At 69.4% G+C, this 19,841-nt stretch carries 17 protein-coding genes; 7 read left to right on the top strand and 10 right to left on the bottom strand.

Features of this window, described 5'->3' with window-relative positions:
• Positions 1–174 precede the first annotated feature (174 nt).
• A complete protein-coding gene (locus D7Y11_RS04970) occupies positions 175–963 on the top strand; it encodes a hypothetical protein (RefSeq protein ID WP_126933153.1) in 789 nt (262 codons plus the stop codon).
• A 5-nt stretch (positions 964–968) separates the two neighbouring features.
• On the opposite strand, the gene D7Y11_RS04965 is transcribed toward D7Y11_RS04970, so the two are convergent.
• Genes D7Y11_RS04965 through D7Y11_RS04940 form a run of 6 tightly spaced genes read right to left on the bottom strand, consistent with a single transcriptional unit; the run spans position 969 to position 7,484 of the window.
• Positions 969–1,958: a nucleoside-diphosphate kinase gene (locus D7Y11_RS04965; RefSeq protein ID WP_126933152.1), complete on the bottom strand. Its 990-nt coding sequence runs from the start codon at positions 1,956–1,958 to the stop codon at positions 969–971.
• A complete protein-coding gene (locus D7Y11_RS04960; protein WP_126933151.1) occupies positions 1,955–3,643 on the bottom strand; it encodes an alpha-amylase family glycosyl hydrolase in 1,689 nt (562 codons plus the stop codon). Before D7Y11_RS04960 ends, D7Y11_RS04965 begins: the two co-directional genes overlap by 4 nt.
• A complete protein-coding gene (locus tag D7Y11_RS04955; protein ID WP_120575001.1) occupies positions 3,640–4,551 on the bottom strand; it encodes a nucleotidyltransferase domain-containing protein in 912 nt (303 codons plus the stop codon). The genes D7Y11_RS04960 and D7Y11_RS04955 overlap by 4 nt, the downstream gene beginning before the upstream one ends.
• Entirely contained in the window at positions 4,548–5,798 is a 1,251-nt protein-coding gene (locus tag D7Y11_RS04950; protein ID WP_120575000.1) for an aminotransferase class I/II-fold pyridoxal phosphate-dependent enzyme, read from the bottom strand. The genes D7Y11_RS04955 and D7Y11_RS04950 overlap by 4 nt, the downstream gene beginning before the upstream one ends.
• Positions 5,785–6,594, bottom strand: coding sequence for an ABC transporter permease (locus D7Y11_RS04945; protein ID WP_120574999.1), 810 nt, complete (start codon positions 6,592–6,594; stop codon positions 5,785–5,787). Before D7Y11_RS04945 ends, D7Y11_RS04950 begins: the two co-directional genes overlap by 14 nt.
• Complete coding sequence (locus D7Y11_RS04940; RefSeq protein ID WP_255424546.1) at positions 6,591–7,484, bottom strand: ATP-binding cassette domain-containing protein; 894 nt, start codon at positions 7,482–7,484, stop codon at positions 6,591–6,593. The genes D7Y11_RS04945 and D7Y11_RS04940 overlap by 4 nt, the downstream gene beginning before the upstream one ends.
• A 306-nt stretch (positions 7,485–7,790) precedes the next feature.
• Between D7Y11_RS04940 and D7Y11_RS04935 the strand changes: the two genes are divergently transcribed.
• From D7Y11_RS04935 to D7Y11_RS04920, 4 genes are all read left to right on the top strand, one after another.
• On the top strand, positions 7,791–8,729 hold the full coding sequence (locus D7Y11_RS04935) for a hypothetical protein (RefSeq protein WP_120574997.1): 939 nt from the start codon (positions 7,791–7,793) through the stop codon (positions 8,727–8,729).
• Between the two features lie 237 nt (positions 8,730–8,966).
• Positions 8,967–9,593 (top strand): hypothetical protein, encoded by a 627-nt coding sequence (locus D7Y11_RS04930; RefSeq protein ID WP_121753008.1) that lies wholly within the window; start codon positions 8,967–8,969, stop codon positions 9,591–9,593.
• Between the two features lie 50 nt (positions 9,594–9,643).
• The gene (locus D7Y11_RS04925) at positions 9,644–10,117 is read left to right on the top strand and encodes an RICIN domain-containing protein (protein ID WP_126933150.1); all 474 of its coding nucleotides are present in this window, start codon (positions 9,644–9,646) and stop codon (positions 10,115–10,117) included.
• 196 nt (positions 10,118–10,313) lie between these two features.
• Positions 10,314–11,132: an SDR family NAD(P)-dependent oxidoreductase gene (locus D7Y11_RS04920; RefSeq protein ID WP_120593668.1), complete on the top strand. Its 819-nt coding sequence runs from the start codon at positions 10,314–10,316 to the stop codon at positions 11,130–11,132.
• A gap of 130 nt (positions 11,133–11,262) precedes the next feature.
• On the opposite strand, the gene D7Y11_RS04915 is transcribed toward D7Y11_RS04920, so the two are convergent.
• From D7Y11_RS04915 to D7Y11_RS04905, 3 genes are all read right to left on the bottom strand, one after another.
• A complete protein-coding gene (locus tag D7Y11_RS04915; protein ID WP_126933149.1) occupies positions 11,263–14,160 on the bottom strand; it encodes an HAD-IC family P-type ATPase in 2,898 nt (965 codons plus the stop codon).
• A 161-nt stretch (positions 14,161–14,321) separates the two neighbouring features.
• The gene (locus D7Y11_RS04910; RefSeq protein ID WP_126933148.1) at positions 14,322–15,569 is read right to left on the bottom strand and encodes a TerB family tellurite resistance protein; all 1,248 of its coding nucleotides are present in this window, start codon (positions 15,567–15,569) and stop codon (positions 14,322–14,324) included.
• A gap of 247 nt (positions 15,570–15,816) precedes the next feature.
• The gene (locus tag D7Y11_RS04905) at positions 15,817–16,323 is read right to left on the bottom strand and encodes an SgcJ/EcaC family oxidoreductase (RefSeq protein WP_126933147.1); all 507 of its coding nucleotides are present in this window, start codon (positions 16,321–16,323) and stop codon (positions 15,817–15,819) included.
• Positions 16,324–16,592: 269 nt separating this feature from the next.
• On the opposite strand from D7Y11_RS04905, the gene D7Y11_RS04900 reads away from it, so the two are divergent.
• Entirely contained in the window at positions 16,593–18,143 is a 1,551-nt protein-coding gene (locus tag D7Y11_RS04900) for a hypothetical protein (protein ID WP_120574990.1), read from the top strand.
• Here the strand turns inward: D7Y11_RS04900 and D7Y11_RS04895 are convergent.
• Positions 18,137–18,682 carry a DUF2378 family protein gene (locus tag D7Y11_RS04895; RefSeq protein ID WP_233596678.1) on the bottom strand — a complete coding sequence of 182 codons (546 nt, stop codon included), beginning with the start codon at positions 18,680–18,682 and terminating at the stop codon, positions 18,137–18,139. The genes D7Y11_RS04900 and D7Y11_RS04895 overlap by 7 nt on opposite strands.
• Positions 18,683–18,981: 299 nt before the next feature.
• Between D7Y11_RS04895 and D7Y11_RS04890 the strand changes: the two genes are divergently transcribed.
• Positions 18,982–19,800, top strand: a complete 819-nt coding sequence (locus D7Y11_RS04890) for an SDR family NAD(P)-dependent oxidoreductase (RefSeq protein WP_121752537.1) — start codon at positions 18,982–18,984, stop codon at positions 19,798–19,800.
• The last annotated feature ends 41 nt before the right edge of the window (positions 19,801–19,841 follow it).

The raw sequence follows: 19,841 nt of genomic DNA, 5'->3' as shown, positions 1-19,841 counted from the left end.
GGCCTACGCCGCGGATGCGGCAGTCAGGAGGAGTTCCAATCGGAGGGGTAGGGCGAAACGTCTCGACTTCGCATTCCAGGGCTGTCACGGGCGACCTCGCACGAGCGGACGTGGTGCATGGCGCGTGCGCGGCATCGCATTGTGGCCTCTGCCCACGTGTGGTGGATTCGATGCATGAGAACCTTCGCCACGGATGAGCGGCTGGCGTACTGCCGCGCGGGCAATGAGCTTCAGCCCCGCCCGTCCGAGGACCATGTCCTCTCCTACGAGTACCGCTTGATGCAGCTGCCGCTGGTGCGGCCGGACCACCCGGAGGTCGTGCCGTTCGACCTCAAGGCCGGCTACGACTGGCTGGGCACCTACCGCGCGCCCCGCGTCTCGCTGGTGGGCTTCGTGGACTTCGGCGCCTTCGCGCAGAGCCCCCAGTTCAACCGCTTCATGAACGCCGTGGCGATGACCGCCGCGGCGCGGAAGATCGCCTGGGACATCGTCGAGCGGCGCAAATACAGACACCACTTCACCATCTGCAACGGGCTGCATGAACGGATGCCCATCGCGGACATCGTGCCCTTCGTGAAGCAGCGGCTGGAGGGCTTCCCCCGCTTCCGCATCCAGGTGAAGGGCGGCTGGCTCTGGGGCAAGAAGAACGGCCGCATCTACTTCCCCGTCTACCCGGAGCTGACGGACGGCCCGAACCCCGTGGACCACCTCACCGAGGTCCAGACGCGCCTGGGCCATTCGCTCCACCCGGGCTTCTACATCGGCTGTCTCCAGTTGATGGACCACCTGCGCTTCAACTCCGAGCTGGACGTGCACGAGGCGGACGAGCTCTTCGACGTGCTGAGGCGCTACCGGGAGACGACCATCGTGGAGCTCGACGTGACCGAGCTCTCCATCCTGCGCACGCACGACGACCTCATCCTCAAGAGCCGGGTGCTCGAACGCGTGCCGCTGGCGGGGTGACGGGGTCATTCGAACTCCTGGAGCGCGCTGCGCAGGAGCACGCGCTCGTAGGCGTTTCGGACCAGTGCCCCCAGCGGACCGATGAGCCGTGTGAGGTCCGTCTCCCGGTACAGCGCCGGGTGGTGGAGCAGCTCCAGCACCGTGGCGACGAGCGCCGGCTCCACGCGGTAGTCGAACATCCCGGGCCGGCGTGGGTGCGAAAGCCCCGTTTGGACCGCGTCGTTCACCAGCGCCGCCTCACGGGCCACGACGCGCAGGTACACCTCGCGGGACGCCGGGGGCTCGGAGCGGAGCCCCTCCAGCTCGTTCGCTGCCTCGCGCCACGGCGAGACCAGCTCCTCGGGGAAGGGGGCGACGAGCTCCACCTCTTCCGCGAGGCGCAGGCGGAGGTGGACCAGGAACTCCAGGGGCGAAGGTCGCCACGTACGCCCCACGACGGCCCCTGGCAACCGCTGGATGGCGGAGTTCGCGCGCAGGGTGGGGCGACCTTCCGACTCCAGGAGCATTCGCAGCTCACGGGGATCAAAGGCCGTGGCGGCCTCTTCAATCATGGCGCGTGTGTCGTCCGAGGAGTGCATGAGGCTCAGCGCGCGCGTCGGGGCCTGGAGCCGGCTGCGCAGGTGATGCGGTGAGCGCTTGTTCGGATCCGCCGACCCCTTGAGCGACTTGAACGCCGCGCAGGCGGACCGGCTCGGGGTGCGGAGGATGAGCGCGCAGGAGGACTCCAGCAGGTACACCTCGCCAGGAACGGCCCACGTCTTGTCGAGCGCGATGGGACGGTTGGGGCTGTACACCGCCTCGATGCTGCTCTGCGTGTATTGGACGAAGCGCCGGTCCACGACGCGGAAACCCTCGCGCTCCAGGAACGCGAGCGCCTCTTCCGCGAGCCCGAGCCCGATGGCGTACGGGTCGAAGAACGTGAAGACGAACTCCTCGCTCCCCGGACGCGAGCCGAAGGCCTCCACGAGGCCGGACACACTGGCAACGTTTCTCATGTGAGGTCTCCACTTCCGGCTTCCACGAGCCACAGCGCTTCTGAAGGCGCGAGCAGGACGTCCCCCTGGCCCTGACGCCCGCCGAGCAGGTCCGTCCACTTCCGCAACGGCACGGGGACGGACACGGGCTCCACGCCGAAGTTCACCAACACGTGCAAGGGCTGACGGCCATGGCCTCGCGTCAGATGCACGACCTGGGGCGCTGGCAGCCGCGCCTCGCAGCCGCTGTCCTCCCTCAGCGCGGGCGTCCGGTCGCGCAGGCGGATGAGGCCCAGCAGGGACTTCAGGATGCGCGCGTGTACCGGCTGTCGGACCAACGCACGCAGGGCTCCATCCGAGTACCGGTGCCGGTTCGCGGCGCGAGGATTGGAGGGCTCGACACCCACCGCGTCCGGCAACCCGAACAGCGTGGGGAAGTAGAGGCAGGGAGTGGCGGGGAGCGCGAAGAGCAGCGCGTGCGCGGCCAGGTATCGCTCGACGTCGAGCCCTGCCTCCGTGGAGAAGATGCGGTGCAGCGAGCTGTTGAGTTCGTACGGCTGGGATTTCCCCCCCACGTCCGCGTGTGACACCCGGACCCCGGCACGCTCCATCCGCTCCATCACCCGCCGCAGGGTGGGAGCATCCAGCGGCGGATCCATGGGACGCAGGTGCACGCCGTCATGCGTCTGGAGGAAGGCGTAGCCGTCGCGGCCGTGGGCATCGGGCGCGGACGCGTTCACCCAGTCCACCAGCGGACCGCCTTCGCCCGCGAGCGCCGCCGCGAAGACGAGCAGCGGCACCGCGAGGTGGTTGTCGTGCTGCGCCAGCTCCTCGCCCAGGTAGCACCGCTCGCCCGTGCGGTGGTCCGTCTCCGCGAGCAGGCGCACCGACGGGTCCACCAGGTCGGCCACGGCGCGCAGCGCTCGCACCAGCAGCTTCGCTTCCGGCTGGTGAGGCCCTCCAGGAACGCGCTTCCACACGTGAGGAATGGCATCCAGACGCACGACCCGCGCACCCGCCTCCACCAGCCGCAGCAGCGTGCCCGCCATGGACAGGAAGACGTCTGGCGAACCGTGGTTCAGGTCCACCTGCGCGCGCCCGTACGTGCACCACGCCCAGACCGCGCCGAAGCGCTGGAGGATGGAGGAGGTCCGCACCCGCGTGCCCCAGTCGATGTCCCGCGGCTCGGAGAAGAGGTGGAAGTCCCCGGGCCGTCCCTCCCCGCGCAGCACGTCCCGGAACGCCGGGTGCGACGTGGACACGTGGTTCATCACCAGGTCGAGCATCAGCCCGCCGCTCACCTCAGACAGCCGCTCCAGGTCCTCCCACGCCCCCAGGCGCGGATGCACGGCCCGGTGGTCCACCACCGCGAAGCCGTCATCCCCGTCCGACACATAGGGCGGGAGCACATGCAGCAGCGCCGGCCCCACGCCGCCCACCTCTTCTTCGAGGAAGCGCCGCAGCGCCGCGAGGGGAGCCATGCCCCCGTCGAGCACGTGGTCCGGATACACGGCGATGACCGCGGGCCGCGCGTCCACCGCCGCGCGCCCGGGCCGCGGGCACGCGCGGATGCCCTCCGCCGCCTGGGCCAGCTCCCGGACGAGCGCCTCCGCGCGCTCCGCCCCGTAGAGCTGTCCCAGTGCGTCCCCCAGCCGCGCCCTCGCGGGGGCGAGGACCGGGTGGGCCGTGTATCCGGAGGCGCTCATCCCTGGTGCTCGAGGACGTAGTCGATGCTGCCCTGGAGGAACTCCACCGCGCGCGCCAGCTCCGGCTCCGCCGACATGCGTTGGGCCATGCGCTGGTGGAGCGCTTCGATGCGCGTGAGGCATCCGCCCAGCGGGCCCGTCGCGCAGTCCGCGTGCAGCAAGAGCCCTTCCTCGAGCAGGCCCCGGTCCACCTCGCCCGCGGTGGCCATCGCCTTGCGCGACTCGATGAGCAGCCACTTGCGCGCCGCGCTTGTTATCCCGAGGGCCGCGAGGATGGAGACCAGCGCCTCCTCCACCGCGATGCGCGCCACGTGCCGGCTGGACTCCTCGCTGATGGCGCGGTGGCTGATGGCGTCCTCCAGGTACTCGTGGACCTCCATGAAGTGCCGCACGGTGAGGTAGGTGGGCAGCAGCTCCACCAGGAACTCATCCCGCCAGCTCGCCACCAGGCTCGGGTTCATCAGCGGCAGTCCCACGCGCAGCCGGTGCAGGAAGCGCAGCTCCGGGCCGTCGATGATGGGGATGAACTTCAGCTCGGACGGCTTGTAGAGCGCCGGCGCGATGGCCGTCATCCACGTCATGATCTCCGCGACGCGGCTGCGCTCCGCCAGCTCGATGTTGACCTCGATGCCGTCGCAGTACTGGAGCGCTTCACTGAAGCGGCTGTTCTTGAAGCGCACGCCCTCCTTCGTGGAGATGAGCGACGTGCGGTGCGGCACCAGCACCATCAGGTCCACGTCCGAGCTCGGCGTGCCATTGCCAGCCGCGAGTGAACCCGTCAGCAGCACGCCGCACGAGGCGGGGTCGCTGACCAGCTCCGACAGGATGCGTTCGACGTCCACGCCGTGCGCGCGAAGCGTCTGCATGGTGAGCGGTTGACCACTGGAAAGCTGATGCGTGCGCTTCATGATGCCACCTTCCCCCGTCCCTGATGGGACAGCTGCAAGTCCGAGAAAACGTCCGCGCACGCGTCCGCGACGGTGCGCACCATCTGCTCCTCATGGGTTCGCATCACGCTCAGGCGCAGCAGGCCGTGGCCCGCCGGGACCGCTGGATGGATGACCGGGTTGGCGTAGATGCCCCGGTTCCACAGCAGCCTCCACGCCTGGAGCGTGTCGAAGTCCGCGCCCACCTCCACGCTGACGATGGGACCGTCGGACGGAATGGGCCGCAGCCCGCGCTCCACCAGCGCCTCACGCAGCGAGCGCACCCGTTCCTTCAATTGGGCCACCAGCCCCGGGTCCTCACGGAGGATGCGCAGGGCGGACAGGGCCGCGGCCACGGAGGCCGGCGTGTTGGCGGCGGTGAAGAGGAAGGGCCGCGTGAGGACGCGCAGCGCCTCAATCTGGGCCTTGTCCCCGATGATGGCGCCGCCGCAAGAGCCCAGGCTCTTGGAGAAGGTGATGGTGATGAAGTCCGCGTCCTGGACGACGCCGTCCTCTTCCACGGTGCCCAGTCCCCGAGCGCCCACCGTGCCCAGGCCGTGCGCCTCGTCCACGACGAGCGCCAGCTGCGTCTCGCGGCACACCTCCAGGAATCGGCGCAGCGGAGCCCGGTCTCCGCGCATGGAGTAGACGCCCTCTACAACACACAGGCCGGAGGCGGTGTCGTCCTTCGCCTGGGCCAGCAGGTGCTCCGGGTCGTTGTGGCCGAAGCGCTTCATGTTCGCGCGAGCCAGCCACACGCCGTCCAGGACGGAGGCGTGCATCTCCTCGTCCACCCAGGCGCGGTCATTGCGGCCCAGCAGCGAGCTCATCAGGCCCAGGTTGGCGCCGTAGCCGGTGGAGAACACCATGGCGCCGGTGCGGCCATAGAAGCGCCGCAGGGCTTCCTCCAACTCCTCGTGGAGCGTCAGGTTGCCGTTGAGCAGACGTGAGCCCGTCACACCCGCGCCCCAGCGGGCGGAAGCCTCCTGCGCGGCGGCGATGACACGAGGGTCGTTCGCGAGCCCCAGGTAGTTGTTGGAGCCGAAGTTGAGGATGTCCCGGCCCTCCATGCGGGTGATGGGGCCGGTGGCCGACTCCACGCGCGTGAAGTAGGGGAGGCGGCCAATGCGCTTGCCCAGACGGGCCTGCGCCACGCGTGGGTCCCCGAGCAGCCGCTGGATGACGGGAGCCCGAGGGCGGCCCGCGGTGTCTTGTTCAGGTCGTGTCATGTTTTTGGTCCCGGAAGTCGAACGCCAGGCTCGCGGCGGTCGCGCAGACAGCGGTGAAGGTGAGGATGACGGCGGTGCTCTGGAGCACGACGCTCCAGCGGCCCGCGCCGAAGGTGGCTTCGTTGAGAGCACGCAGGGCCCAGTAGTGAGGCGTGGCGTAGCCGAGCGTGCGAGACCAACCCGGCAGCGCTTCGGTGGCGACGATGGCGCCACCCACCGCGCTGAACGTCACCAGCACCAGGTAGGAGAGGTTGGAGAGCGTGGCGGTGCTGCGCGTGATGGCGAAGAGGAGGAAGCCCAGGGCCGAACCGCTGGTCACCAGCGCCGCGCCGGTGAGGGCGACCTGGAGGACGTTGCCGTTGAGCGGCAGGCCCAGGAACACCGCCGCGAAGCCGGTGAAGAGCAGCAGCTGCACGAAAGACATCGCGCAAGCGGGCAGCACCTTGCCCATGGCGAACGCGAGCCGGGAGGGGCGGACCAGCGCCTGCCTGCCGTCGGTGTGGTACCAGAAGTCCCGGTAGAACGCGTGACCTGAGTAGGTCACCACCATGTAGCTGAACATCACCGCGAAGCCGATGGTGGCCCGGCCCATGGCGCCCGGAGCCGCGTCGAGCCCCGACACACCCGGGCCCAGGATGGCGGAGAGCACCGCGGGCAGGATGAAGATGAACACCATGGCCGTGCGCTCTCGCGCGAGCACCCGCCACTCCGTCAGCGCGTAGCAACGCACCACGTTGACAAAGCCAGCCACGCCGCTGGGCGCGGATGGGGTACTGGAAGCGATGTGGTGATTCATGGCCCTTCCGCCTCCCGGGCGAAGGCGCTCAGGGACGGGTCCCTCAGCAGGATGTCGCGGAGCCGGTTGCCGGACAGGCGCAGCTCGGACAGGTGGACATCGGAGGGGACCTCGCCCAGCTTCGAGCGGACCTCCTCCATGGTGCCGGTGGCGAGCGTGAGCTCCCACGAAGCATCGGGACGCGCGCCACGCAGCGACAGCGTGCGAGCCTGGTTCGACAGCACGGTTCCCAGTTCACCCAGGTCGCGAGTCTTCCCGTCCCGCAGCAGCACCAGCTCCGTGGACAGCTCCTCGATGTCCTCGGGGTAGTGCGCCGTGACGAGCACCGCGGCGCCTTCCTCACGCCACGCGCGCACGCGGCGCACCACCAACTGGCGGGCCTCGAAGTCGAGCGCGACGGTGGGCTCATCCAGCAACCGGATGGGCGGCGCATGGACGAAGCTCGCCGCCAGGTGCACGAGGCGCCGCTGACCACCCGACAGGTGATGCACGCGCGTGCGGGCAATGGGACCCAGCGCGAACTCCTCCAGGGTCCGCTCGACGGCGGCCTTCGCCTCCCCGCGTCCCAACAACAGCAGGGCCAGGTGCCCGACGTTCTCCTCCACGGTGAGCACGGGATAGAGCGCGATGGCCTGCGTCGCGAACCCGATGGCGCGGCGGGCGTGCAGCCCACCCACGTCGAGCCGCACCGAGCCGCCAGTTGTTCCCCGCACGGTGCCGGTGAGCGCTCCGAGCAGCGTCGTCTTGCCCGCGCCATTGGCGCCGAGCAGTCCCACGGATGTTCCCCCCTTCAAGCAAAGGGAGACATCGCGAAGCACGGGCGTCCCCTGGGGGAATGCGAAGGAAAGCCGCTCCGCGGAGAGCAGGGCGGTTCCGTGCGCGGACCCCATGGACTGACGAAGACGCCCAGGTGTTTTGATTGGATCCTGAAATGCTGTTTCTTCAGGAAAAGTGATTTTGTCGGTCATCGTCGGGATGACCTTCTACAGATGCGGTCTGACATCCAGCGTCAGCACGTCGCGTCGAAGATGACGCGGACGCAACCCATCACGGCGCCCTCATTCTGGAGGGCGGTGATCCATTCCCCGATGCCATGCTGAGGGGCGAAGTGACACGAGGACTCCTTCTGGACACGGGGCTACATGGGAGGCGTCGTCCCCGTCCTTCCGGCTCCGGCTCGTAGTAGGACCGCCCCGATGTCCGAACTCGACGACGCCGCGCTCCTGGAACTGCTGGACCTGACCTTCGACGCGCTCTGTGCGTCCCGCGTCTCGGATTGGGTGGACCCCGACCGGGTTCTCGCCGCGGTCGACCTCTCCCTGACGCCCGAACGGGTGACGGGCTGGCACGCCCGGTTGGGTGTCCCCATGCGCACGCGCCTGCTCGCGCGCGCGGCGAAGAGCCGCATCAAGATGGGCGCGTGGCTCCCCGCTGAGGCCACCGCGTCCCTGACGGCGCTCCTGGGCCAGCCGGTGCACCTGCCTCGCAAGGCCATCGATGAAATGGTGGCGTCCGAGCAGGTACGGGAGACTGTGCGCACCACGCTCCAGGAGACCCTGTCGTCCCTGGTGAGCAAGGTCATTGCGGGAGCTCCCGGGGCTGGCGTCTCCGGGCTGAGGGATGCGCTGAGCTGGGGCGCGAGAGCGGCGGCCTCGGCGGGCAAGGGAATCCTGGGGGGCCTGGGCGGCAGCTTGCAGGACCGCGTGCGCGAGGTCATCGACGGCTCCATGGCCCTGGTACAGCGGCGGATCGCCGAGCGGCTCGCCAGCGAGGAGACCGCCCGCGCCCTGGGAGCACGGCGCCAGAAGGTCTTCCTGTCCACCCTGGAGAAGACGGAGGCTGAGGCCGCGCAGGCGCTGGGCCGGGTGCCCCACGAGCACCTCGACTCCCTGGGGCCTCAGGTGCTTGCGCACAACCTCGCGCGCCCCGAAGTGCGCGAGGGGCTGAAGGCCGAGCTCCACGCCGTCCTGGAGGACCTGTCACGGCACACCGTGGGAGAGTTGCTCGAACAGGCCGGACTGCGTGAAGCGACACGCCAGTGGCTGCATGCGCACGGCCTGCCCTTCGCGCGCACGCTGGTTCACTCCGCCCCCTTCATCGCCTGGAGGACCCTCGTGAAGCGCTCCGGGCCGTAAGCCCCGCCGACGCAACGCGTGTGGCCCCCAGCGTCTGGGAGAGCTCCACCCCGGTCAAACCACCCGAGCATTCGTGCTCCGAGCGTCCTGCCGCCCTTGGTCGCGGCGTACCGGAACTCCTCGCTGAAGTGCTTCCAGGGAACTGGCAGGGCCGGAATCCCCCATGATTGTGTGTGGGTTTCCCAGACGAGAGACGCTTCAAGTTTCCGTTCACCCAGCGAGCAGAGGAGCTGCCCCATGCGGATCGCCAGGGTTCTGGCTGCACTGGTTGGCACGCTGCTGATCTCCAGCACGCCGATCACCGCAGCCGAGCAGCCGGGTTCCGGCGCGCAGACTCGTGCGGAGGTCCGCACCTCCGGTGCCACGCTTGAGATCGCCTGGGACCAGCCGATGCCGGCCGCCGAGGCGGAGGCGTTGACGAAGAGCCTGCAGGGCGACGGAGAGGAAGAAGACGTTCAAACCTTCATGCCCAAGCCCAACGGTCATGGGCCGCAGTATGACGTTGTCAAATGCGACGAGGCGAACCACATCTTCACGGACCGGAACGGCATCTTCAGCGCCCGCTACAACTGCCGCTTCGATAACGTCAACTGGGGGTTCAAGGTTTCGCAGAAGCTCGTGGCCATCGCTGTCGGAGACATGAAGGAATCTGGGATGGTCTGGCATACAGCCACGAAGAAGCTGGGTCATAACGGGCACCACACCGTGCCCGTCTACTACCAGCTCCACGGCACCATCAAAGGAGTCAAGGATGGTGACGTCTTGCATTGGTCCGACAGGATCACCTTCCGCGTCAATGCGGGGGGCCGGGAGGGGACCGCCGTCCTCAACATCGGTGGAACCTTTAAAATCTCCCGCCGTTGAGAGCCTCTGCCAGGGGACAAGGCGCGCCGAGGACATTCAAGGAGGTCGTCATGAAACGCTCGATTCTGACCCTGCTCTGGGCCGTTCCCTTGTGCTTCCCTGCGTCATTCGCGGAGGCGCGTTCACTCCAGACTTCCAACGCCAATTACTGCGTCGGTGTCAATCACGCGAGCGAGGTCGCTGGTGCGAATGTCAAGCAGTTCAGGTGTGATGGCGGAGAGAATCAAGGGTGGGCCCAACGGGACGAAGGGGGCGGATATTTTGCCTTGCAGAATGACAAGAGCCGTCTGTGTATGGGAGTGAATCACGCGAGCAAGAAGCCCGGCGCGGACCTCAAGCAGTTCGAGTGTGACCACAAGGAAAATCAGAACTGGAAGTTCGAGAGGTGCCCTGACGGGAGCGGCCAGTGCCTGGTGAACCAGAAGAGCGGGCTCTGTGCCACTGCCGATCCTCTGGCGCACGATGTCCAGCTGGAGCAAGAGCAGTGTATCGGTGGGCCGACCCAGGTCTGGAACGACGTCTAGCGTCAGCGGGTTCGAGGCAGGTGGAAGGCGGGGGCGTGCCGGGGAATCGGACTTTCGAACGGTGGCCTCGGCGTGGCTGGTCTTGAAGTTCGCGCTGTCCGCCATCCTCTTCCGCATCCTGGGGCAATGATTGTCAGGTGGGCCCGCGGTTCACTGGAGTAGGCTCGCACTGTCCGTGAAAAAGACAGGGGCCACCATGAAGCTGATATCGAGCAGTGCCATCGTGACGGGAGCGGGCCAGGGCATCGGACTGGGAATCGCCGCGCGCCTCATGCGGGACGGAGCCAACGTCCTGCTCTTCGGGCGGACCCCGGAGAAGGTGGAGGCGGCCGCCAGCGAGCTCAACCGGGTGATGGAGGGGCACGCTCGGGCCGTGCCCTTCGCGGGCGACGTGGTTCGCGCGGAGGATGTGGCGCGGGCCATCGAGGTGGCCACGCGTGAGTTCGGCCTCCCGGGGATTCTGGTGAACAACGCGGGGTCGGCCACCCTCCGCCCGCTCCTCGAATTGCCGGCGGAGGAGTTCGACCAGATCCTGGCCATCAACCTCAAGGGGCCCTTCCTGTTCACCCAGGCACTCGCGAAGTCGCTCGTCGCCGCGAAGCAGCCAGGCTCCATCGTCAACATCTCCTCGTTGAACCAGACGGCCGTGACGGATGGGCTCGCCCACTACTGCGCCTCCAAGGCGGGGCTCGCGAACTTCTCGAAGGTCGCGGCTTCGGAACTGGGGCGCTACGGCATTCGTGTGAATGTCGTGGCCCCGGGTGCCATCCGCACCCCCCTGGCCGAGGGTGCCGGCCTCATGAAGGGAGCCATGGGGCGGGAGTTCCTCTCCCACACGCCGCTCGGAAAGCCGTGTGGCGAGCCGGAGGACGTGGCGAAGGTGGTGTCGTTCCTCTGCAGCGACCTTGCGTCATGGATGACCGGCGACACGCTGGCCGTCGATGGTGGCAATCACATCCGCGGGCTGCACAGCTACGCGGACACCCTGGGCCTCACCCGTCCCGTGGAAGGCTGAGCCGCCCGCCGCTTGGGGTCCCCGGGTGCCTGCCTGTCAGGTGCCCGGAGTTGGAGGCGAGGGCGGTGCGGCTGGACGGCATGGATGTCTCGGTTCCGACTTCCCGAGAGGACAGGGAAGGTGGAGTCAATCACCGGCCGCTCCACGTGGGCATCGCGCCCATCAGGGCCGGCAGGACGAGGCCCACGGCCAGCCCGCCGAACGTCAGCGCCGTGGGTGCGGGAAGGCCCAGCACCCGCCGTAGCGGGGGGAGGGTGAGCGCCGCGATGTGCACGGCCGTGGCCCCCCCGATGAAGACGGGGAGGCGCCACTCGCCGTCCGCGGGGAGGTGGCGCCGCGTCTCCCTCGGCGCCCGGCACACGGCCGAGTAGCCCAGCTGCACCGCGGTGAGCGTCCCGAAAGCCAGCGGCGGCCCGCCCAGCGCCAGCCCCAGCCCTCCCACGCCCGCCATCAGCGCTCCGTCCCGCACCACGCGCCGCACCGCCGGGCGCGTCAGCAGCGGCATGCCTGGCGGCGCGGGCGGCCGGTCGAGGATGGCCGGGTCTCCGGGCTCCATCGCCAGGGCGATTCCCGGCAGCGTGTCCGTGAGGAGGTTGATCCACAGCAGCTGCAGCGGCGTGAGCGGATCCGCAAGGCCGAGCAGGCCCGCGCCCAGCACCAGCGCCATCTCCGAGAGGTTGGTGGCGAAGAGGAAGCGCAGCGCGCGGCGCAGGTTGTCCTGGACGATGCGGCCCTCGCCCACCGCGGACATGATGCTGCGCAGGTCCTCGCTGGACATCACCACGTCGGCCACCGCGCGCGCCATGTCGCTGGAGCGCACGCCCACCGCCACGCCCACGTCCGCCGACTGGAGCGCCGGGGCGTCGTTGATGCCGTCACCCGCCATGGCGACGATTTCTCCGTGCGCGCGCAGCGCCTTCACCAGCTCCCGTTTGTTCTCCGGCGTCACGCGCGCCAGCACCGCCGTGCGGTCGAGCCTCCGGCGAAGCTCGTCACCCGTCAGCTCGAGCATCTCCGCCAGCGCTACCGGGGTGAGCGTGTCGCCCTCCAGCCCCACCTGCCGGGCGATGGCATCGGCCGTGCGGGGCTGGTCTCCCGTCAGAATCACCGTGCGGATGCCCGCGCGGCGCGCCTGCCGCACCGACTCCGCCGCGCCGTCGCGAAGCGGGTCCCTCAAGCCCACGAAGCCGATGAAGGTGTAGCCGTCCGTGGGCGCGTGTTCCCCGTCTCCGGGGAGCCTCCGCCATGCCAGCCCCAGCACCCGCAGCCCGTCCTCCGCCAGCGCGTCGTTGCGCCGCGCCAGCCGCTCCCGCGTGCGCGCGTCCAGCGGCCCCTTCAGGTCCCGCTCGCACAGGGTCAGCACCTGCTCGGGGGCCCCCTTGACGAAGGCCACCATGCCGCCGCCGGGCACACGGTGGACGCTCACCACGTAGTGGATGCCCTCGGAGCGCTCGAGGAGGTGGCAGCGAGGGAAGTCGCGGCGCAGCGTGGCCCCGTCCAGCCCCGCGGCGTGCGCGGCGGCCACCAGCGCCTTCTCCGTGGAGCTGCCGGACACCGCCATCTCCTTGCCGTTGCGGTGGACGTCCACGTCGCTGTTGAGCAGCGCCAGCGCCAGCGCCAGCGTGGGTGGGTCCTCCAGCACGGCGTCGGGCCTCAGGCGCAGCGAGGACAAGTCCAGGGGGCCGTCCCCGACGTCCAGCACGTCCAGCCGCATCTCGTTGCGGGTGAGGGTGCCCGTCTTGTCCGTGCAGATGACGGTGACGCCTCCGAGCGCTTCGGCGGAGGAGACGCGCCGCACCACCAGGCCGCGCGCGTGAAGCCGCTGCATGGCGCGCACCAGCGCCGCGGTCGCCACCAGGGGCAGGCCCTCCGGCAGCGCCGCCACGCCCAGCGCCACCGCGCCGCGCAGCACGTGGGGCCCGGAGCGGCCATGCGCCAGCCCCACCAGGGCGGACAGCCCCGCCGCGCCCACGGAGGCCACCGCCACGCGCCGGTCCAGCTGGCCCAGCTTGCGCGTCAGCGGCGTGGGCGGCGCGGACTCCTGGGCCACCAGCTCCCGCACGCGCGCCTGCTCCGTGTCCGCGCCGGTGGCGACCACCAGGGCGCGCCCATGTCCCGACGCCACCGTCGTGCCCGCGAACAACAGGGACGTCCGCTCCGCCAGCGGCGCCCGCGCATCCACGGGCGCGGCCTGCTTGGTCTGCGGCTCGCTTTCTCCGGTGAGGGGCGCCTCGTCCGCGGAGAGCCGGTGCGCGTCCAGCACGCGCGCGTCCGCGGGCAGCACGTCCCCCGCGCGCAGCAGCACCACGTCCCCGGGCACGAGCTCCGCCACCGGCACCGTGAGGAGCACGCCGCCGCGCAGCACCTGGGCCGCGCCCGCCTCCAGCTTCTGCCACGAGGCGAGCATCTCCTGGTTTCGGCGCTCGATGCGGTAGCCGATGCCCGCGTTGAGCCCCACCACCGTGAGGATGGCGGTCGCCTCCACCGCGTCACCGGCCAGCGCCGAGGCCCCCGCCGAGCCCATCAGCAGCAGCGTGGGCACGGAGGCCAGCTGCGAGCCCAGCATGGCCAGGCGCGAGCGCGGCTTCTCCACCACCGCCAGGTTGGGGCCGTAGTGCTTGAGCCGCCGCGCCGCTTCCTCCGACGTGAGCCCCTGGTCCGTGGCGTCCAGCCGGACCAGCACCGCCTCCACCGTCATCGCGTGCCACGACTCCCGGGGAGCGCTCCGCGTGCCTTGCACCGGGCGGGCCTGATGCGGGACGGGCCAGGGGACCGGCTCGTCGGGTTGCTGGCGCAGCTGGGCCAGCAGCGGGGCCCCCGGCGCGTAGCGCACCAGCAGGCGGCCGGTGCGGGGCTCCGCGCTTGCCTCCTCGATGCCGGGCCAGGTGGCGAAGGTGCGCTCCAGCCGCTTCCCGAGGGAGTGGTTCCACCGCAGGCCGGGGACCTCCAGGCGCAACCGCCGCGCCGCGGTCGCGTGGCGGACCACCCTCGCGGGTGCCGACTGTCCATCCATCAGGAACACCACCATTCGCCCACCCCCCCCCCGACTGGCATCAAGAAATGGGGAGGGTGGTGCGTCCGGACAAGGAGGCTCGGCGCGCTGTCGGAAGATGAAGGTGTGACATCCGCGCGCCGGCTGTTCCACCCGTCAACACCCCGCTCCTCCTCCAGGGCCTGAAAGGGGGGGCCTCAGTGGATGCGCGTCGGCTCCTCCCGCGCTCCTGCCGCCCGCGGGGCCGGCGCCCCCTTCCGGCCGGCCGGCTGGCGTGCCGGTCGCGCGGCTCGCGCCGGGGCGGCGAACGCGTGTGCCACGCCCTCCTCGCGGTAGCGGTGCACCAGCGTGTCCAGGTGCCCGCCGTCCATGGAGGTGTGCAGGGCCTCCGCGGCCCTGTGCAGCAGGTCGCGCTCGGCCGCGGACACGGTGAGGTCCGCGGCGGAGAGCTGGTGGAGGGACCACATGAGGACCTCGCGCGCCCTGGCCGGCGCCGAGCGCAGGCGCTTGAGCCACGCGGTGACATCCTCCACGAAGTGGCCCACGGTCTCCTGGCGCCGTGCCGGAGAGAGCCGGGAGAGCTGGTGGGTGAGCACGGCGGACTCCTCCTGCCGGAGACGGCCGTCGGAGACGAAGAGGAACCACGCGCTCTCCAGCAGCAGGCTCACCCCCTCCGGGGCCACGCGGCGGATGGCCGCTTCGGAGTCCTCCAGCGCGCGGCGCAGTCGCACGTAGCTCAGCACCGAGTTGCCCAGGTGCCGGGTGCGCCGCCAGTTGGCCACGGAGGACGTCACCACGTTCAGGAACGGCACGAGGTTGCGCGACACGCTCTCGCCCAGCAGCTTCGCCCCCAGGTCCTCGCCCAGGTCGGTCGCCCTCGCCTGCGCCAGGTGCTCCACGCGCCCCAGTCCGAGCGAGTCCTCGTCCTTGTCCTCCTCATGTTCCCCCTGGCCGCGGGTGATGGCGTAGAGGCGCGAGAAGTCGGAGGGGTCCTCCGGGTTGAAGCGCACGCGGAAGGCGCTGGCCAGGTCGCACGCCATCCCCAGGTTGATGAGGGCGTTCACGAGCATCTCCGTCGTGATGACCAGGCCCGAGGCGGGGATGGCCAACATCAGTCCGGGGGCGCCCGCGTCCGCCGAGACCGCGGTGATGCCGGAGGTCAGCGAGCCGCTCCCCGCGCCGGAGAGGAATGCGGCCCCGCAGGCCCGCCGGATGATGGCTTCGGTGACGGCCGCGCCCGTCCCCTTCGCGGCGGGGGTCCTTTGCAGCACGTGCGCGTCGTAGTGCCGCAGGTAGATGGACAGCAGCTTGGTGAACCAGCGCCCCGTGCGCAGGTCCTTGGGGGAGAGCTCGTGCGTCAGCGCCCCTGCCAACTGCACGGAGCGTTGGAGGAGCGCCGCGCCCTCCCTTCGCTCTCGTGGAGCCAGTTCCATCGTCGCCGTCATGGTTCCTCCTCGCGGACCCTCGCCAATGGGGCCGGTCAGGCATTCCTGTGTGTCATTGCCTTGCAGGAACGTTGGACACGCGCGGACGCCCTGACAGGCACTGGCTCCGGAGGGACGGCCGCTGCCTGGGGCGCTCGGGATCCATGACCGCACCGGGCTGCGCCTACTCTCCGGCCTTCAGTACGTCGGAGCGGTCACGGATCACTTCGACTTCTTCGTCACGAAGAACGGCTGGTTCTTCGTCCGTCTACGGCACAGGCTTGGGAACCGGCTTCACGTCGGTGTTCTGGCCCGAGACGATGCGCCACTGCTTCTGGGTGCGCTTCAGCACGTACCGCATCTGCGTGCGCAGCAGCCCCTCCTCGGTGTTCTGCACGCCGGGAGGGAGGCCCGTGTGGCCGGTGACCTCGTGCAGCGTGTCCACCACGGCGATGTCCTCGCTGGGGAAGCGGATCTTGCGCACGGTGACCTCTGCGTGGCTGGTCTTGAAGATGCTCGCGAAGATGGCGGCGTGGCGCGTCTCGATTTCCGCGCGGCCCTGGAACACCGTGCCGACGATGTTGATGAAGTCAGCGTCGTCCGTGAAGTCCCGCGTCCATGCCGCCGCGTCGTGGGCATTCCAGGCCTCGGTCTGCGCCTTCACCCACTGGCGGAGGTCCTGCTCGTCCCGGGCGTGGTCAGGGGCCGTGCACGCCGTGGACACCAACACCAGACTCAGCGCCGCGACGACTGCGAAAGAAGAAGAGCGGGTCATGGCCGCAGTCTGCCATGAGGGACGGTGATGGAAGGAGCTCACTTGCGAGTCCCAGCGCACGGGGAGTCAGTCGAACTGGACCACGCTCCAGACGTTGCTGAAATCCATACATGCCAGCGCTTCCTTCTGACGGACATAGAATCCCGCAGAACCTGGCGAAGGCGTCCGGTGTCGAAGTGCATGGGAGCAATAGGTAGGGAATGTGGGATATCGCTGCCATGCCGAGCGACGTGGAGCTAGACTCTGACGGAGCATGCGACTGAGGGCATATGCGTATTCATCCCTTGCTGTTCACCGTGTTGCTGGCCGCGTGCGCCTCCCAGGGGCCCGCGTCACATCCGGTCTTCTTCATGCCCCAGGCAGCCGCGGTGGCTCCCGCCATCCCTGCCGAGGACTACGGCACCGCGCATCCGTTCGTGCTCGTGGACTCCGCACCAGACGGGCGGTGGCTCCTCGCCTGCCAGGCACGAGAGGACACCAACGGCGATGGGCGCATCGAGACCGTCTTGGGCTTCCACGGAAACATCGTGGGTGACGCGCTTCGCCCGTACCTCTTCCTGGAGCCCGGAGCGGGCATCCGCATCGACGAGGTGCTCGCCGTGGCTCCCACGGGACGCTTTCTCGTCCTGGTGCGTGACACCACGCTCTGGCTCCTCGACGTGGAGACCCGCGAGGAGAAGGTGCTGGTCTCGGATGTCACGCCCGACACGACGAGCCCCCATCCACCCATCCGCGCCAGCTTCTCCCGGGATGGCCTGCGGCTTCTCTACCTGCGTCCCGAGGGCGGGCGCCCCGTCGCCGTCGTGCGAGACCTGCTCCAGGGGACCGAGCGTGTGCTCGATGCGGGTCGTGGCCTGCTCGGACAGGCCCTGCTGGATCCCTCCGGTCAGTGGGCGGCGTTCGACGTGGTGGAGGACACGAACTCGGATGGAAAGGAGAGCTGGCCCAAAGAGGACACCACTCTCGCACCCGCCACATGCCGGGGGCCGGTCATGTCCAGTTCGCACTTCGGCTGGGAGGGCGACACCCCCGTGCGCCGCTACCGCCGGCTGGAGGGAGGCCCCCTCCTCCAGGGCGACGACGTCCTGCAACCCATGGGTAAAGGAATGCTGCGTCGCGCTCTGGACCGCTCCATCGCTCTCGAGCATGCGGATGGACGGCGGGAGACCTGGGTCCCCTCGGGCTGCAATGGAACCCTGTTGTTCGCGGACGCGGCGCACGAGCAGGTCCTGGTGGTCTGCGAGACACAGCCGGACCTCGGCCCCCTGGAATTGCACGGCGCCAGGGTTCATCAACCCCTGGGTTGGCAGATGTCTCCCCCATTTTCGGACCGGTACATCCACGTGTCCGGAAGCGACGGAAGGCTGCTGTCGTTGTTTGTTGCTTCCGAGCTCGAGCCTTCCAATGCGGTGCACGCCGTCATCGATCTGGAGCGGCGCACCGTCCGAGTGGTGCCCTTGGGGCAGGTGGTGGCTTCCCTGGGGGCGCATGCCCTCCTGGAGGAGAGCATCAGACCTGCTGAGCCCGGCGGCCAGTGGGGAGATCGGCTGTGGCTCTGGAACGTGGGGACAGGGTTTCCACCGAACGTCTTGAGCGAATCGACGGACTCCGGGCTGCTCTGGGCGGGCGACACGGTGCTCGTCATGGGGAAGCGGATCGACTTGCGAACGGGCAAGGTGCTGGGGGATGCCTCGGGCGGGGCTCTAGCGCTCGATATTCGAGGTCGGGTTCTGCGCCCGAGTCCCACCGCGGTGAAGGAACCGGGCGCGTCGGCCCAATCCGGTCCTGTCCGGTGGGAGCCCGCGCTGAAGGCTCACTGATCCCAGCGCACGCGGTACGAACAGGCGTGGCCGTTGAAGTCGAAGGGCTCCACGCGGATGTTCTTCGCGCCGGCCCGGGTCAGCCCCGCTTCGATGATGCCCATGTGGTAACCCGGGTTGCCGTTGCACTCGCTCACCTTGATGGTGTGGTCCGCGCGGCCGTGGGTGATGAGCTCGGTCTTCAGGTAGTTGTTCACCGTGGCGAAGCTCTCCTGCATGCGGGAGAGCACGCGGTCGGGCCCGAAGATGGGCCACAGGGACACGAGCGCCTTGCCCAGCAGCGTGTGCTCCAGGCCTTTGATGACGCCCATGCCGAGCCGCCGGTAGCCTTCCTTCGCGTCCACGTCCGGGTAGAGGTAGCGCGCGGTGATGCCCAGGGCCTCCGCGAAGACGTGACGAGGCGTGTGGTGCGGGATCTTCTCGTCCAGGTTCAGGCCGATGGCCCGCAGCCGGTCCTTGAGCTCCGGCGTGAGGCGCGTGCCCACGGAGCGCAGGAAGAGCCCCTCGATGGCATGGCGGTAGACGATCTCTTCACTCAACGCGGCACCCATCCCATGCGTCCGACCCAGGCCGGGGCGGGACGTGCTGGAGCATCCCTGGATTGTCCCTGCAATGCACACGGGCGCGGGGTGAAGGGCGGATTCAAGCGGTCGTCGCAACACTCGAAACACCGTCCTCTGGCTTTGAGGCTGGTTTCCTCTCATGCGCGCGCGGGGCCCACCTGCTGGGCATCGGCGAGGCAAGGGTGAGCCGCGGCCGACGCCCATGACCGCGCCGTTCGATTCGCACTCGCGGTGAAGTAGATTCACACCCTTCCGCGAAGCACACAGGAGCCACCATGAAGCTGATATCGAGCAGTGCCATCGTGACGGGGTCGGGCCAGGGCATCGGACTGGGAATCGCCGCGCGCCTCATGCGGGACGGAGCCAACGTCCTTCTCTTCGGGCGGACCCGGGAGAAGGTGGAGGCGACCGCCGGCGAGCTCAACCGGATGATGGAGGGGCGCGCGCGGGCCGTGCCCTTCGCGGGCGACGTGGTTCGCGCGGAGGACGTGGCGCAGGCCATTGAGGTTGCCACGCGTGAGTTCGGCCTCCCGGGGATCCTGGTGAACAACGCAGGGTCGGCCACCCTCCGCCCGCTCCTTGAGTTGCCGGCGGAGGAGTTCGACCAGATCCTGGCCATCAACCTCAAGGGGCCCTTCCTGTTCACCCAGGCGCTCGCGAGGGCGCTCGTCGCCGCGAAGCAGCCGGGCTCCATCGTCAACATCTCCTCGTTGAATCAGACGGCGGTGACGGATGGGCTCGCCCACTACTGCGCCTCCAAGGCGGGGCTCGCGAACTTCTCGAAGGTCGCGGCTTCGGAACTGGGGCGGTACGGCATTCGTGTGAATGTCGTGGCCCCGGGCGCCATCCGCACCCCCCTGGCCGAGGGTGCCGGCCTCATGAAGGGCGCCATGGGGCGGGAGTTCCTCGCCCATACGCCGCTTGGAAAACCGTGTGGCGAGCCGGAGGACGTGGCGAAGGTGGTGTCGTTCCTCTGCAGCGACCTTGCGTCATGGATCACCGGTGACACCCTCGCCGTCGACGGTGGCAATCACATTCGCGGGCTGCACAGCTACGCGGACACACTGGGCCTCACCCGTCCCGTGGAAGGCTGAGTCGTCCGCCGCTTGGCTTCTCCAGCACGCGCCCGTAACGG

This window comes from Corallococcus sp. AB018 (genome assembly GCF_003986945.1).
In the GTDB taxonomy this organism is placed as follows: Bacteria; Myxococcota; Myxococcia; order Myxococcales; family Myxococcaceae; genus Corallococcus; species Corallococcus exiguus.
The sequence above is the reverse complement of the archived record's forward strand: the minus strand, read 5'-3'. Positions and strand labels throughout refer to the sequence as shown.

Coding starts and splice junctions, on each gene's coding strand:
- D7Y11_RS04925 (WP_126933150.1), top strand. CDS start 9,644: ATGAAACGCTCGATTCTGACCCTGCTCTGGGCCGTTCCCTTGTGCTTC.
- D7Y11_RS04935 (WP_120574997.1), top strand. CDS start 7,791: ATGTCCGAACTCGACGACGCCGCGCTCCTGGAACTGCTGGACCTGACC.
- D7Y11_RS04890 (WP_121752537.1), top strand. CDS start 18,982: ATGAAGCTGATATCGAGCAGTGCCATCGTGACGGGGTCGGGCCAGGGC.
- D7Y11_RS04920 (WP_120593668.1), top strand. CDS start 10,314: ATGAAGCTGATATCGAGCAGTGCCATCGTGACGGGAGCGGGCCAGGGC.
- D7Y11_RS04940 (WP_255424546.1), bottom strand. CDS start 7,484: ATGGGGTCCGCGCACGGAACCGCCCTGCTCTCCGCGGAGCGGCTTTCC.
- D7Y11_RS04910 (WP_126933148.1), bottom strand. CDS start 15,569: ATGACGGCGACGATGGAACTGGCTCCACGAGAGCGAAGGGAGGGCGCG.
- D7Y11_RS04950 (WP_120575000.1), bottom strand. CDS start 5,798: ATGACACGACCTGAACAAGACACCGCGGGCCGCCCTCGGGCTCCCGTC.
- D7Y11_RS04970 (WP_126933153.1), top strand. CDS start 175: ATGAGAACCTTCGCCACGGATGAGCGGCTGGCGTACTGCCGCGCGGGC.
- D7Y11_RS04945 (WP_120574999.1), bottom strand. CDS start 6,594: ATGAATCACCACATCGCTTCCAGTACCCCATCCGCGCCCAGCGGCGTG.
- D7Y11_RS04960 (WP_126933151.1), bottom strand. CDS start 3,643: ATGAGCGCCTCCGGATACACGGCCCACCCGGTCCTCGCCCCCGCGAGG.
- D7Y11_RS04965 (WP_126933152.1), bottom strand. CDS start 1,958: ATGAGAAACGTTGCCAGTGTGTCCGGCCTCGTGGAGGCCTTCGGCTCG.
- D7Y11_RS04955 (WP_120575001.1), bottom strand. CDS start 4,551: ATGAAGCGCACGCATCAGCTTTCCAGTGGTCAACCGCTCACCATGCAG.
- D7Y11_RS04905 (WP_126933147.1), bottom strand. CDS start 16,323: ATGACCCGCTCTTCTTCTTTCGCAGTCGTCGCGGCGCTGAGTCTGGTG.
- D7Y11_RS04900 (WP_120574990.1), top strand. CDS start 16,593: ATGCGTATTCATCCCTTGCTGTTCACCGTGTTGCTGGCCGCGTGCGCC.
- D7Y11_RS04915 (WP_126933149.1), bottom strand. CDS start 14,160: ATGGTGGTGTTCCTGATGGATGGACAGTCGGCACCCGCGAGGGTGGTC.
- D7Y11_RS04930 (WP_121753008.1), top strand. CDS start 8,967: ATGCGGATCGCCAGGGTTCTGGCTGCACTGGTTGGCACGCTGCTGATC.